We start from the raw sequence: 13,840 nt of genomic DNA, 5'->3' as shown, positions 1-13,840 counted from the left end.
ATGGCGGCGATTGAGGATCAGTGCGTCACACCAACATGCCCCGTTTTTCGATAAAAGCCACGACCTGAGCCAGGCCATCCAGCGTTTTCAGGTTGGTCATCACCCATGGGCGGGTCTCTGGGTTGGGGCGCATGCGGTCGGTGTCGGCCCGCATCACCTGCAGATCGGCACCCACATGCGGGGCCAGATCGGTTTTGTTGATGACGAACAAATCGCTCTTGGTGATGCCGGGGCCGCCCTTGCGGGGGATTTTTTCGCCAGCAGCCACGTCGATCACATAGATCGTGAGGTCGGAGAGTTCGGGGCTGAAGGTGGCGGCCAGGTTGTCGCCGCCGCTCTCGATGAAGACCACATCGGCATTCGGAAATTTTTCCAGCATGCGGTCAATCGCTTCAAGGTTGATGGACGCGTCTTCGCGGATGGCGGTGTGTGGGCAGCCGCCCGTTTCCACGCCCATGATGCGCTCGGCAGGCAGTGCGCCGCTCACGGTGAGCAAGCGCTGGTCTTCCTTGGTGTAGATGTCGTTGGTGATGGCGATCAGGTCCCAGCGCTCGCGCATGTTTTTGCAGAGCATTTCAAGCAGCGTGGTTTTGCCGGAGCCAACCGGCCCGCCAATGCCCACGCGCAGGGGCGGGAGCTTTTTGGTGCGGTGGGGGATGTGGTGCAGTGCAGAAGAGGATGTGCGGTTCATGATCGGAAGATGCGTGAATATTGGGTTTCGTGGCGGGCTGACAGGATGGCCAGCATGGGGTTGAAGGCTTGCCGGTCTTCGTCCTTGGTTTGCATGGCCGTTTGCACGGCCAGAGGTATCTCGCGGGCCAGCCGCGCCAGCATGCGCTGACCGGCGCTTTGACCCAAAGGCACGGCCTTGAGGGCGGCCTGGGTCATGTTCTCGGCCCAGCCAAAGGCACAGGCTTGCAAGGCCTGGTCAAGCGGGGTCTGGGCCAGTGACAAAGCCAGCGCCATGGCCAGGGGATAAGTGGGGGGCAATTGGGCGCAGCAGCTGAGTTGCGCGTCGCTCGCTTGCTGCAAGTTGCGCAGCCAGTCGAGCAAGGAGCGGCCCATCTGTTCGGCTTGCAGGCGCATTTCTGCGGTTTCGCGGGTGGCCATCACCCAGTCGTTCAGGGCTTGAAGTCGGCTTGTATCCATGCGTTGCCAAGCAGGAATGGCCTGGGCCATGGCGGCCATGTCACCGCGTGACTGCGTCAGGTGCAGCTGGTCCACCACCCAGTCGGTGGCGCTTTGCTCGTGATGCACCAGGCCTTGTTCGATGGCGGCTTCGAGACCTTCGGAGTACGAGAAGCCACCAATCGGCAGCGCAGGCGATGCCAGCCAGATCAGTTGCAGCAAACCCGAAGGCGCGGTGTCAGTGCTCATGTTGGCAGCCGGGGCCGTGCAAGTGGGGTGCCGCAGGGGCTGAACGGATCGGGATGGCAATGCGCTTGGCCGCTACGGGTGCGTGATCGTGTTGGCAATCGGGGCCATGCACATGCGGCTCGGCGGGTGCGGCTTTCTCATCGTGGGAATGGGCATGCGCGTGGTCGTGGTCGTGGCTGTGACCATGACTACCGTGTGAGTGGCCACCGTGGTCGCCATACGCACCGCTTTCGGGTTCGAAGGGCTCAGATACCTCCACCACCGTCATGTGCATGGCCCGCAGCATGTCGGCCAGCACATGGTCGGGCTCGATCTTGATGTGGTCAGGTTGCAGCTCGATCGGCACATGGCGGTTGCCCAGGTGGTAGGCGGCGCGGGTCAGGTCGAATGGCGAGCCATGCTCGGTGCAGGCGGTGATGCGCAGCACATCTTGCGGTGCGGCTTGGACGCTGACCAGCGAGCCGTCTTCGGCCACCAGCACATCGCCACCGCGCACCACGGTGCCACGTGGCAGGAAAACCCCGAGTCGCCGTCCGCTGCTGTCTGTGGCGTCAAAGCGGCTTTTTTGGCGGGTGTCCCAGTCCAGCGTGATGGTGCTGGCGCGTTGCACCAGCACGCGGGCCAGGCCACGGCCTTGGGGCATGAGTTTGGAACAAGTGATCATCAGAACAAAAAGTAGCGTTGCGTCATGGGCAGGCTGGTGGCGGGTTCGCACACCAGCAGCTGGCCGTCGGCGCGCACCGCGTAAGTCTGCGCATCGACTTCCATGCGGGGCGCGTAGTCATTGTGGACCATGTCTTTTTTGCCCACTTGGCGGATGTTCTTCACGGCCGACAAGGTTTTTTGCAGGCCATACCGCGCCCCAATGCCCGCTTGCAAACCCGCTTGCGAGACAAAGGTCAACGAGTTGCGCGTGAGCGCACCGCCAAAGCTGCCAAACATCGGGCGGTAGTGCACAGGCTGCGGTGTGGGAATGGACGCGTTCGGGTCGCCCATGGCGGCCAGCGCGATGAAGCCACCTTTCATGATGAGCGCTGGTTTCACGCCAAAGAACGCGGGCTTCCAGATCACCAAGTCGGCCCACTTGCCCACTTCGATGCTGCCCACTTCGTGGCTCATGCCGTGCGCAATCGCGGGGTTGATCGTGTACTTGGCGATGTAGCGCTTGACGCGGGCGTTGTCGTGGCGGTCGGTGTCGCCGGGCAGGCTGCCGCGTTGCTGTTTCATCTTGTGCGCGGTTTGCCAGGTGCGGATGATGACTTCGCCCACACGGCCCATGGCTTGGCTGTCGCTGCTCATCATGCTGATGGCACCCAGGTCGTGCAGGATGTCTTCGGCCGCAATGGTTTCCTTGCGGATGCGGCTCTCGGCAAAGGCCAGGTCTTCGGCAATCGCCGGGTCCAGGTGGTGGCAGACCATCAGCATGTCCACATGCTCGTCGAGCGTGTTGATGGTGTAGGGGCGCGTGGGGTTGGTGGACGATGGCAGCACATTGGCTTCGCCCACGACTTTCAAAATGTCCGGCGCATGCCCGCCGCCCGCGCCTTCGGTGTGGAAGGTGTGAATGGTGCGGCCCTTGAAGGCCGCCACAGTGTCTTCCACAAAGCCCGATTCGTTGAGCGTGTCGGTGTGGATGGCCACCTGCGTGTCGGTGGCTTCGGCCACGTTCAAGCAGTTGTCGATGGCTGCAGGCGTGGTGCCCCAGTCTTCGTGCAGTTTCAGGCCAATGGCGCCCGCGCTGATTTGCTCGTGCAGCGCAGCAGGCAAGCTGGCGTTGCCTTTGCCCAAAAAGCCCAGGTTCATCGGGAAGGCATCGGCGGCCTGCATCATGCGTTCGATGTTGAAAGGGCCGGGCGTGCAAGTGGTGGCAAAGGTGCCGGTGGCCGGGCCCGTGCCGCCGCCCAGCATGGTGGTCACGCCGCTGGCCAGGGCTTCGTCGATCTGCTGGGGTGCGATGAAATGGATGTGTGAGTCGATGCCGCCTGCGGTGACGATCAGCCCTTCGCAGCTGATGATCTCGGTGCCGGGGCCAATGATGATGTCCACGCCAGGCTGCGTGTCGGGGTTGCCCGCTTTGCCAATGGCGGCAATGCGGTTGCCGCGCAAGCCAATGTCGGCTTTGACAATGCCCCAATGGTCGATGATGAGGGCGTTGGTCAGCACGCAGTCCATCGCACCAGGTGCTTCAGGGCCCGTTCCGTAGGCGGCGTTGGTGCGCTGAGATTGCGACATGCCATCGCGGATAGTCTTGCCGCCGCCGAACTTGACCTCTTCACCATAGCCACCAGCTTGCAGCGTGAAGTCTTTCTCGACCTCGATGACCAAGGCTGTGTCCGCCAAGCGAACGCGGTCACCCACGGTGGGGCCGAACATTTCGGCATATGCGCGTTTGTCGATGTGGGCCATGTCAGTCTGCTTTCTGTGTGTTGTCGGCCTGCGGGCCATCGAGTGCGCCTTGGGTCAGGCCCCGAAAGCCATACACCACGCGGTCACCCGCGTAGTCGACCAGCTCCACGGTGCGTTGCTGGCCGGGCTCAAAGCGAACGGCCGTGCCCGAGGCGATGTTCAGCCGCATGCCTTGCGCGGCGGCACGGTCAAAGCGCAAGCCCGCATTGGTCTCGGCAAAGTGGTAGTGCGACCCCACCTGAATGGGGCGGTCACTGGCGTTTTGCACCACCAGCGTGCAGGTGCGGCGGCCCACGTTCAGCGCATGCTGTCCGGGGTCAATCAAAAGTTCTCCGGGGGTCATGCGGGACTCACTTTTTGCCGAAGTAAACCGCCAGGGCCACCAAGGCGGTTGCGACCACAAAGCCCAGCACATCGGTGCTGTGCCAGTGCGAACCACCCAGGCCATGCCCGTCGTGTGCCCAAGCGGCCGTGCCCAGATTCAAAAGGGCGAAAGAAAGTGTCCGAGTCAGATTTTTCATGGGGTGTTCCTTTGCAATGTTCAAACGATGGGTTGGTGCACGGTCACCAATTTGGTGCCGTCCGGAAAAGTGGCTTCCACCTGGATGTCGGGGATCATTTCGGCAATGCCATCCATCACGTCGGCACGCGTCAAAACGGTGCGGCCTTCGCTCATGAGTTGGGCCACGGTCTTGCCATCCCGTGCGCCTTCCATGACGGCGGCGCTGATCAGCGCGATGGCTTCGGGGTAGTTCAGCTTGAGGCCGCGTGCCTTGCGGCGCTCGGCCAAAAGGCCGGCTGTGAAGATCAGCAGCTTGTCTTTTTCACGAGGGGTGAGTTCCATATTGGTGCGTCCTGAATGAATTGGTGCATGGGTTGCAGTGGGGCAAGCAAAGAGCGTGCCCTTTATAGAGGGGGCCGAGGACGCCATGGAAAACCGGTGCCAAAACTTGGTGCATCGGGTTTGTGGTCTGGGCTGGCACGGTCATTGCAAGAAGCGTTGCAGCGTTGCAAGCGCTCTCAGCCCTTTTTGTTAAACAACCTGATTCCTGATTGGAGTGATCTCATGATGAACCGCCGTGGCAACCTCAAAGCCCTCGCGACCGCAGCCGCCATCGCCGCTGGCAGTCTGACTTTTGCAATTCAGGCCCACGCGCAAGCGGGCAACACCATCAAGGTCGGCATCCTGCACAGCTTGTCGGGCACCATGGCGATTTCTGAAACGGTGCTCAAAGACACTGTGCTCATGGCCATCGACGAGATCAACGCCAAGGGCGGCGTGCTGGGCAAAAAGCTCGAACCCGTGATCGTGGACCCGGCCTCTAACTGGCCTTTGTTTGCTGAAAAAACCAAGCAGTTGCTCGGCCAAGACAAGGTCTCGGTCATCTTCGGTTGCTGGACTTCGGTGTCGCGCAAATCGGTGTTGCCGGTGGTCGAAGAGATGAACGGCCTGCTGTTCTACCCCGTGCAATACGAAGGTGAAGAACTGTCCAAAAACGTGTTCTATACCGGTGCTGCGCCCAACCAGCAAGCGATTCCTGCGGTGGACTACCTGATGAGTAAAGACGGTGGCTCGGCCAAGCGCTGGGTCTTGCTGGGCACCGATTACGTGTACCCCCGTACCACCAACAAAATCTTGCGTGCCTACCTGAAAAGCAAAGGCGTGGCCGACAAAGACATCGACGAAAAATACACGCCCTTTGGTCACAGCGATTACCAAACCATCGTGGCCGACGTGAAGAAATTCTCTGCAGGCGGCAAGACTGCAGTGGTGTCCACCATCAACGGTGACTCCAACGTGCCTTTCTACAAAGAACTCGGCAACGCGGGCCTGAAAGCCAAAGACGTGCCCGTGGTCGCCTTCTCGGTGGGTGAAGAAGAACTGCGCGGTGTGGACACCAAGCCATTGGTTGGTCACTTGGCGGCATGGAACTACTTCATGAGCATCAAGAACCCCGCCAACGACGAGTTCACCAAAAAGTGGGCCGCCTATGCCAAGGCCAAGAACATCGCCGGTCACAAAGACAAGCCTCTCACCAACGATCCGATGGAAGCGACTTACATCGGCATCAACATGTGGAAGCAAGCGGTTGAAAAAGCCAAGACCACTGACACCGACAAAGTGATCGCGGCCATGGCCGGTCAGACCTTCAAAGCCCCGAGCGGCATCACCAGCAAGATGGATGAGAAGAACCACCACTTGCACAAGTCGGTGTTCATCGGCGAGATCAAGGCCGACGGCCAGTTCAACGTGGTGTGGAAAACACCCGGCCCCGTCAAGGCCAAGCCATGGAGCCCCTTCATCGAAGGCAACGACAAGAAGCCTGACGAGCCAGCCAAGAAGTGATCGTTTGAACGTGTTCTGAAAAAGGGGAGGGCACAGTCCCTCCCTTTTCCCGGATGGCAACAGCGTTTTGTAGGTCGGTGGCTTCAGCCCCGACATCGGTGCTTGTCGGAGCTGAAGCTCCGACCTACGGCCAAAGTCATATGAGGCCAAGAGATGATCAAAATGAAAAGATGGATGGTGAAAGGCGCGTTGATTGCCAGTGCGGTGTGGGGCCTGACGGCCGCGCAAGCCCTGACGATGGACGAAGCCAAAGGGATCGCAGTCGGCGAAAGCGATGCACGCGTTGAGGCACTCGCCAAAGCCGTGACCCAGGGAGATGACAAAACCGCCGCCTATTTGCAGGCGCTGGCCGACGATGTGGTGAAAATTTCCAACGGCCAGGTGTTGGTGGTGCGTGGTGGCCAAGGCCTGGACCCTGTGACTGGACAAGCGGTTTCAGTACCGCAAGACGCCGAAGACGTGATGCTGAACAACCGGCTGCGTGGCGAGATTGACACGGCTCTGGCGGCCTTGAAGTTGTTCAGCCCGGATGTGAAGGTGCGCAGGCAAGCTGCCCTGTCGTTGCTCAAAGAACCCGATGCCAGCCGCAGGCCCTTGCTCGACAGAGCCCTGGCTGCTGAACAAGACGCCACGGTGCAAAGCCTGGTGCGTCAGGCCCGCGCCGCTGCCATGCTGGGCAGTGAGGTGCCCAATGACCGTTTGCTCGCTGCACGTGAACTGGCCGACAGTCAGCAGCCTGAAACATTGCTTTTGTTGAACCAGCAACTGGCCAACGAGCAGGAGCCGACTGTTAAAAAACAGATTCAGACTTCGCTGGCCAAGGTGCAAGACGGCCTGCGCTGGGGCGAGCGGCTGGGCACCTTGTTCACCGGGGCCAGTTTGGGCTCCATCTTGCTGCTGGTGGCGCTGGGCCTGGCCATCACTTACGGCCTGATGGGCGTGATCAACATGGCGCACGGCGAGTTGATGATGATCGGGGCCTATGCCACCTATCTGGTGCAAGCTCTCTTTCGTGACCACTTGCCCGGTGTGTTCGACGCCTATTTGTTGGTGGCGATTCCGGTGGCATTCATCACCTCGGCACTGGTCGGTGCGGTGATGGAGCGCACCGTGCTGAAACATTTGTACGGTCGGCCACTGGAGACCCTGCTGGCCACCTGGGGCATCAGTCTGGTGCTGATGCAAGGCGTGCGCAGTTTGTTTGGCGCGCAAAACGTCGGCGTGGAAAACCCCTCGTGGATGAGCGGTTCGCTGCAGTTGTTGCCCAATTTGCAACTGCCCTGGAACCGGGTGCTGATCATCGTGTTTGCTGCGGCGGTGCTGATTGGCATGGCGCTGCTGATTGGCAAGACGCGTCTGGGCTTGTTTGTGCGCGGCGTGACGCAAAACCGCCCCATGGCCTCGTGCATGGGTGTTAATACCGCCCGCATCGACACCTATGCGTTTGCGTTGGGTTCGGGCATTGCCGGTTTGGCCGGATGCGCCTTGAGTCAGGTGGGCAACGTCGGTCCTGATTTGGGACAGAGCTACATCGTGGACTCGTTCATGGTGGTGGTGCTGGGCGGCGTGGGCCAACTGGCGGGCACCGTGTACGCCGCATTGGGCCTGGGTCTGGCCAACAAGTTGTTGGAGGGCTGGACCGGTGCGGTGCTGGCCAAGATCGCCGTGTTGGTGTTCATCATCGTCTTCATCCAGAAGCGGCCGCAAGGCATCTTCGCGATGAAGGGTCGCAGCGCAGAGGCTTGAACATGAACATGCAAAAATTTCAATTACCGGCTCACGCGCCTTTGCTCGGACGCAAAGCCTGGACCACCTTCTTGCTGGTGCTGATTGCCGTGGGCTTTCTGGCCCCGGTGCTCAACCTGTGGGTGCCTGCGGGCAATCCTTTGCACCTGAGCGACTTTGCCGTGTCCCTGATTGGCAAGATCATGTGCTACGCCATTTGCGCCTTGGCCATGGACCTGATCTGGGGCTACACCGGCATTTTGTCGCTGGGCCATGGCCTGTTCTTCGCTTTAGGCGGCTACGTGATGGGCATGTACCTCATGCGCCAGATCGGCCAGGACGGCAACTACAAAAGCAACTTGCCCGACTTCATGGTCTTCTTGGACTGGAAAGAGTTGCCCTGGCACTGGACGCTGTCGGACAGCTTCATCGCCACCGTGCTGTTGGTGGTGCTGGTGCCCGGTTTCATCGCCTTTGTGTTCGGCTACTTCGCGTTCCGTTCGCGCATCAAAGGGGTGTACTTTTCCATCATCACCCAGGCTTTGACCTACGCGGCCATGCTGCTGTTCTTCCGCAACGAAACCGGCTTTGGCGGCAACAACGGCTTCACCGATTTCAAACGCATCCTGGACCTGCCCATTGCCACCCCCGGCATGCGCATGGTGTTGTTTGTGCTGACCGGTTTGACGCTATTGGGCTTCTTCCTGTTCTCGCGTTGGTTGGTGGGCAGCAAATATGGTCGGGTGTTGATGGCGATCCGCGATGCCGAAACGCGGGTCATGTTTTCGGGCTATTCGCCGTTGCCTTACAAGCTGAGCATTTGGGTCATCTCTGCGGTGATGTGTGGTGTTGCCGGGGCTTTGTATGTGCCGCAAGTGGGCATCATCAACCCGGGCGAGATGAGCGCGGCCAACTCGATCGAGATCGCGGTGTGGGCCGCTGTGGGTGGCCGTGGCACCTTGATCGGCCCCATCGTGGGCGCATTTTTGGTCAACGGGGCCAAGAGCTGGCTCACGGTGACCGCGCCCGAATTCTGGCTATATTTTTTGGGTGCGCTGTTCATTGCGGTCACCTTGTATTTGCCGCAAGGTGTGGTGGGTCTGGTGAGCAAACTCAAGAACAAGAAAGGCGGTGCAGCATGACGCCCGAACTTTTGAAGCAAGGTGCACAACGCGTGGTTGAGCACGCCAAACTGGTGGCCGAATTGACCGAGTCCGGAGGCCGCAGCGCAGGCTATGGCCGTGTGGTGCAAGACGCCAAAGAGGTCGATGTGACCCATGGTCGCATCTTGTACCTGGAAGACGTGAGCGTGAGCTTTGACGGCTTCAAGGCCATCAACAAGCTGTCGCTCGACATCGCGCCCGGTGAGCTGCGCTGCATCATTGGCCCCAACGGCGCGGGCAAGACCACGATGATGGACATCATCACCGGCAAGACCCGCCCTGACGAAGGCAGCGTGTTCTTTGGCAGCACCATCGATTTGCTGCGCCACAACGAACCCGAGATCGCGCAGCTGGGCATTGGTCGCAAGTTCCAGAAGCCCACGGTGTTTGAACACCTCACGGTGTTTGAAAACCTGGAGCTGGCTTTGAAGACCCACAAGGGTGTGAAAGCCTCGATGTTCTTCAGACTCGACTCAGCGCAGTCAGACCGCCTGGCCGAAGTGCTGCACACGATCCATCTGGCGGATAGCGTCAGCAAACAGGCGGGCTTGCTCAGCCACGGCCAAAAGCAGTGGCTGGAGATCGGCATGCTGCTGATGCAAGACCCCAAACTGCTGCTGCTGGACGAACCCGTGGCCGGTATGACCGACTTTGAAACCGAACGCACCGCTGAGTTGTTTTTGACGCTCAAGGGCAAGCACTCGCTGATGGTGGTGGAGCACGACATGAGCTTCATCCGCACCATCTCGGACATCGTCACCGTGCTGTGTGACGGCTCGGTGCTGGCCCAGGGCACGCTCGATCAGGTGCAGGCCGACGAGCGGGTGATCGAGGTTTATTTGGGGCGCTGATGGGATGTGGTGCTCTACGACAGGCGCGGGTTCTTGTAGGTCGGAGCTTCAGCTCCGACATGTGCCGCGATAAACCTTGTGTCGGACCTGAAGGTCCGACCTACTTGAAGAATGAAACATGCTTGAAGTTAAGAATATTCATCAGTACTACGGCGGCTCTCACATCCTGCGTGACGTGAGCCTGAACGCCGCGCAAGGCCAAGTCACCGTGCTGTTGGGCCGCAACGGCGTAGGCAAGACCACGCTGCTCAAGTCGCTCATGGGCTTGGTGCCGATCAAAAGTGGCAACGTGCTGCTGGACGGCAAAGAGCTGAGCAACGCCAAGCCTTACGAACGCGCCGCCGCAGGCATAGGCTATGTGCCCCAAGGCCGAGAAATATTTGCGCGCCTCACGGTCGAAGACAACTTGCTGATGGGCCTGGCCACACAGCCTGGCGGCACGCCGATTCCGCCCGAATTGTTTCAACTGTTCCCGGTACTCAAGCAAATGCTGCACCGCCGTGGTGGCGATTTGTCAGGAGGCCAGCAACAACAACTCGCCATCGCGCGCGCCTTGGCCGCCAAGCCGCGCTTGCTGATCCTGGACGAACCCACCGAAGGCATCCAACCCAGCATCATCAAGGACATCGGCCGCGTGATCCGTCAGCTGGCCGATGTCGGCCTGCAAGGCCAGCGCATGGCGGTGCTGCTGTGTGAGCAGTACTACGACTTTGCCGAAGAGCTTGCAGACCAGTATTTGGTGATGGAACGTGGCGAGGTGATTGCGCGTGGTCCGGGCAGTGAGATGAAAGAAAAGAACATTCAGCAGCTGGTGGCGATTTGAGGGTGTCAGCCCGTTTACCTGGGCCTTCCAGCGGATATCCATGTTTGTGTCACACCCCGCGCCAGGTTGTAGCGAGCGCAGTTGTAGACCTCTAAGTGGTTCAACTCGGTGTTAACGATTTCGTTTAAACCCGACAGATCGTTGGGATCGACCTGAACAGCTGCTAACGCTGTTTGCTGCGGTTGCCTGTGCATGACCACCCACTGCATGATCTCGTTCAGGGTCTGTCTGTATCGAGATCGAAGGGGGTCGGGTGCGGCCATGGATGCTCGCAGTACGCTGTACTTTTGAATCGACCGCCGGTAGATGAATTCAAACAGTTCCACCGCCGCATCGACTTGGCGTTGCTCGTACACACCCAAAAGTGCGGTCGTATAGTCGGAACGCTCCACATCCAAAAATGACAGGGGTGCGCAGTTGTACAGCATCAAGGGCATGTTGGCGCACAAACGGCTGGTGCGCTTGTTGCCATCGGCAAATGGCTGAAGGTAAGCCAGGTTGACCCAAAGAAAGAAAGCGGCCTCAACGGGGTTGCGAATCTGCCGACTTTTGTCCACCACCGAGGCCAGTTTTTCTTCCAGCAACATGGGGATGTTGCTGGGCACGTAGACGGAGCCATCGATGTTCACCACACGCCGACGGATGCTGCCAATGTCGCGCGAGTCCTTCAGCAAGTCTTTCATCAGCTTGGCTTGCAGGTCGACGATCACGGGCACGATGATGCCTTCGCTGGGCACGGCGTTGACCATGAACTCGATCGCGTCTTTGTGGTTGAGCAGCATCACGGTGTCGTTGTCCAAAGGCCCTGCTTGCTCACCCAACTCGAAAAGGATTCGGGTGTCGAGCAAGCTTTTGTTGTTGCCTTCCAGGTGAGATGAGGACCAAGACAGGTCGATGAGCAGTTGCTCCAAAACTTCGCGGGCATAAGTGCCAGCCGGTTGTTGGTCCGGGCTGCGTCCGGCATGAAACAAATCGGCGGCCAATGCCGGTGGCAACAGGCTTGACTGATTGGGAACGTAGTCGTCCACAAAAAGGTTGTCGTAGCCCACCGGAATGCGGGTGCCCAAAGGTGCTTGCAGCGATTGGACCAAAGGCAATGCAGCCGCCGACCACTGAAGATGGCCCGTTCTTGCCGAAGGGGATGGGGCTGAAAGCGGGTCACCCAATGCTGCTTGGGCTGCATCGGTGGCGCTATAGCGTGTCGCACGGCCATCCCCGCTTTTTTCCAGAAATCCTGCACTCAGCAGTTCTCTCAAATCACGGTTGAGGGTGGGGCGTGATATCTGCAACGCTGACTCGAGCTCCCCAGGCGGTACTGCTTGGTCTGCGGTGACGAGCCAGCGCAACAAGGCCGTGTGACGGGGTGACAGCAGAGTCGGGTTCATGGCGCAGGCAATCTTTGGAATGGTTCATGTGTGCGGATGTGAACGGGTTTCTTATCTCCATGATAAGAAAAGAAATAATCCTATCATTTCCATCGGGTTTTGATGAGATTTTGGGCTTGATGATAAGAAATCTCAAGTGAAGCAGACGCTTTTCCCGGATTACACAAGTGGGGCGATGTCCCACTCAACGCCTAAAGCTCATGCCGCCATGCCGCCCACACTTGCCTCGCAGGCTTGGTTACGGGGGACAGCACCCGCAGCACGATGATTTGCTTGTGAGGCAATGTGGCCCCGGCCGTGAGGTGCAGTTCAGAGGCTTCGAGCAGGTCTCGTGAACTATCCAAGGCGCGTTCCGTGCGTTATTGATCCGGCCCTGTGAATGAATAAATGGGCAAAAGTCTTGTCGGTCGATAGTTTTAGAAGCTACTTTGATGGTTGTGGCGTGGGCACTTGTCGGAGCTGAAGCTGCCGATGCGGTGACAGTGCAAAAAATTCAAACTTCAGCGTGCCGGATCAATAAGTCGCGATGGCACTGCCTGCCGCAAGCACCAGCGTGACTATGCAACGCTGACCGGACAAGCCCAGCGCCGTGATGTCCCAAGTCATCATTACAGAACCGGGGGCAGGTCAAAGATGGCGCGGGTGAGGCCATCACAATGGCTTCCAAGGGAGCCATTCAAGCCGTGCACCAGATTGCACGCTTGGTATTTCACGCGCCTTTATCCTTGCTTCTTTTGGCCACATTCTCCAGCACCTTCAAATCTTCCGCATCGGCAGCCAGTGCTTCGGCCTGGCGACGCTGGACGTCGAAGCTGTCATAGCGATCATGGGCGATCTGTTTGGCTCGTTCATTGCTCAGTTTGCCGCTGCCTTGCAAGATGGGTTTGTCGTTGAAGGCCAACAGCCGGTCCACGTTCTGACGCCAGTATTCCAGCGTGAGAGGCTGGCGGTCTTTGGTGCGCAGCTCGGCCTATTCCAGAAAGATGATGACCAGTCGGTTGAGCGTGTCCACCTCGTCGGCGTTCAGATAGTTCTTGGCCACGATCACATCGGCCTTGCGCACTCGGCTGCCTTCCCATGCGGTCAGGCCCATGTTGGGTGCGTTGGCGTCAGCCCGGTCTCGGATGATTTCGGCTGCGGTGTATTGCGTGACGGCGTAGAGCAATTTGTTTTGCACTTCGGCAGAGAAGAGTTGGCGGTATGTTCGTTGGCTCGGTAGTCGCTGCTCGGGCAAAGAGGTCACGCACCTTTTGGTAAAAGCGTTTTTCGGAGGCGCGTATCTCGCGGATGCGCGCCAGCAGTTCATCAAAATAGTCCCAGCCGCCGGGGTTTTTCAGGCATTGGTCGTCTATGACGAAGCCTTTTGCCAGGTATTCGGTCAGGTGGGCGGTGGCCCACTGTCGGAACTGGGTGCCGCGCACTGAACGCACGCGGTAGCCCACGGCAAGAATCAGAGGGAGACTGTACAAAAAGACTTGGCGTTGGACCTTTCGCCGACCTTCGGTTTGAACTGTCAAGGATTCCTTGACAGTTGCCTCTGCCCCTAACTCACCCTCGGCCAAAATGTTTTTGATGTGCAGGCTGGCGTTTTGTTTGGTGGTTGCGAAAAGCTCGGCAATTTCTTGCTGGTTGAGCCATACATTGCCGTTGACTGCGCGAAATTGCACCCGTGCCTTGCCATCGTCGCTTTGATAGATGATCAGCTCACTCATACCGTCCCCCGTTTTCTTTCACTCTGACTTGGGCAAAACGGTATTGTGCGG

General features: G+C 59.1%; 14 protein-coding genes and 1 pseudogene. 5 read left to right on the top strand and 10 right to left on the bottom strand.

Annotated features, from left to right (window positions below; translation table 11 throughout):
• Positions 1–25: 25 nt before the first annotated feature.
• From ureG to ureA, 7 genes are read right to left on the bottom strand one after another with little or no spacing between them, the layout of a single operon-like run.
• Complete coding sequence (gene ureG / locus B9Z47_RS09355) at positions 26–691, bottom strand: urease accessory protein UreG (RefSeq protein ID WP_108330972.1); 666 nt, start codon at positions 689–691, stop codon at positions 26–28.
• On the bottom strand, positions 688–1,377 hold the full coding sequence (locus tag B9Z47_RS09350) for an urease accessory protein UreF (protein ID WP_108330971.1): 690 nt from the start codon (positions 1,375–1,377) through the stop codon (positions 688–690). The genes ureG and B9Z47_RS09350 overlap by 4 nt, the downstream gene beginning before the upstream one ends.
• On the bottom strand, positions 1,367–2,041 hold the full coding sequence (gene ureE, locus B9Z47_RS09345) for an urease accessory protein UreE (RefSeq protein WP_108330970.1): 675 nt from the start codon (positions 2,039–2,041) through the stop codon (positions 1,367–1,369). The genes B9Z47_RS09350 and ureE overlap by 11 nt, the downstream gene beginning before the upstream one ends.
• A complete protein-coding gene (gene ureC, locus B9Z47_RS09340) occupies positions 2,041–3,783 on the bottom strand; it encodes an urease subunit alpha (RefSeq protein ID WP_108330969.1) in 1,743 nt (580 codons plus the stop codon). The genes ureE and ureC overlap by 1 nt, the downstream gene beginning before the upstream one ends.
• A gap of 1 nt (position 3,784) precedes the next feature.
• Positions 3,785–4,126, bottom strand: coding sequence for an urease subunit beta (locus tag B9Z47_RS09335; protein ID WP_108330968.1), 342 nt, complete (start codon positions 4,124–4,126; stop codon positions 3,785–3,787).
• Between the two features lie 7 nt (positions 4,127–4,133).
• Complete coding sequence (locus B9Z47_RS18560; protein WP_158271656.1) at positions 4,134–4,304, bottom strand: hypothetical protein; 171 nt, start codon at positions 4,302–4,304, stop codon at positions 4,134–4,136.
• Between the two features lie 20 nt (positions 4,305–4,324).
• Positions 4,325–4,627 carry an urease subunit gamma gene (ureA, locus tag B9Z47_RS09330; RefSeq protein WP_090138429.1) on the bottom strand — a complete coding sequence of 101 codons (303 nt, stop codon included), beginning with the start codon at positions 4,625–4,627 and terminating at the stop codon, positions 4,325–4,327.
• Between the two features lie 225 nt (positions 4,628–4,852).
• Between ureA and urtA the strand changes: the two genes are divergently transcribed.
• The 5 genes from urtA to urtE all read left to right on the top strand — a co-directional run bounded on the left by urtA (position 4,853) and on the right by urtE (position 10,692).
• Positions 4,853–6,130: an urea ABC transporter substrate-binding protein gene (gene urtA / locus B9Z47_RS09325; RefSeq protein ID WP_108331195.1), complete on the top strand. Its 1,278-nt coding sequence runs from the start codon at positions 4,853–4,855 to the stop codon at positions 6,128–6,130.
• A 162-nt stretch (positions 6,131–6,292) separates the two neighbouring features.
• A complete protein-coding gene (gene urtB / locus B9Z47_RS09320; protein WP_108331194.1) occupies positions 6,293–7,876 on the top strand; it encodes an urea ABC transporter permease subunit UrtB in 1,584 nt (527 codons plus the stop codon).
• Between the two features lie 8 nt (positions 7,877–7,884).
• Positions 7,885–8,997 (top strand): urea ABC transporter permease subunit UrtC, encoded by a 1,113-nt coding sequence (gene urtC / locus B9Z47_RS09315; RefSeq protein WP_108331193.1) that lies wholly within the window; start codon positions 7,885–7,887, stop codon positions 8,995–8,997.
• The gene (gene urtD, locus B9Z47_RS09310; protein ID WP_108330967.1) at positions 8,994–9,869 is read left to right on the top strand and encodes an urea ABC transporter ATP-binding protein UrtD; all 876 of its coding nucleotides are present in this window, start codon (positions 8,994–8,996) and stop codon (positions 9,867–9,869) included. Before urtC ends, urtD begins: the two co-directional genes overlap by 4 nt.
• A gap of 118 nt (positions 9,870–9,987) precedes the next feature.
• A complete protein-coding gene (gene urtE / locus B9Z47_RS09305; protein WP_108330966.1) occupies positions 9,988–10,692 on the top strand; it encodes an urea ABC transporter ATP-binding subunit UrtE in 705 nt (234 codons plus the stop codon).
• 14 nt (positions 10,693–10,706) lie between these two features.
• Here urtE and B9Z47_RS09300 read toward each other — a convergent pair whose 3' ends face one another.
• From B9Z47_RS09300 to B9Z47_RS19105, 3 genes and pseudogenes are all read right to left on the bottom strand, one after another.
• Complete coding sequence (locus B9Z47_RS09300; protein WP_108330965.1) at positions 10,707–12,077, bottom strand: Fic family protein; 1,371 nt, start codon at positions 12,075–12,077, stop codon at positions 10,707–10,709.
• Positions 12,078–12,786: 709 nt separating this feature from the next.
• Positions 12,787–13,254, bottom strand: a pseudogene (gene rhuM / locus B9Z47_RS19110) (RhuM family protein).
• Positions 13,187–13,789 (bottom strand): virulence RhuM family protein, encoded by a 603-nt coding sequence (locus B9Z47_RS19105; protein ID WP_255418449.1) that lies wholly within the window; start codon positions 13,787–13,789, stop codon positions 13,187–13,189. The pseudogene rhuM and the gene B9Z47_RS19105 overlap by 68 nt, the downstream one beginning before the upstream one ends.
• Between the last annotated feature and the right edge of the window lie 51 nt (positions 13,790–13,840).

This window comes from Limnohabitans sp. 2KL-1 (genome assembly GCF_003063435.1).
GTDB lineage: Bacteria > Pseudomonadota > Gammaproteobacteria > Burkholderiales > Burkholderiaceae_C > Limnohabitans_A.
Note: the sequence above shows the minus strand (reverse complement) of the source record. Positions and strands in the feature narration are given on the sequence as shown.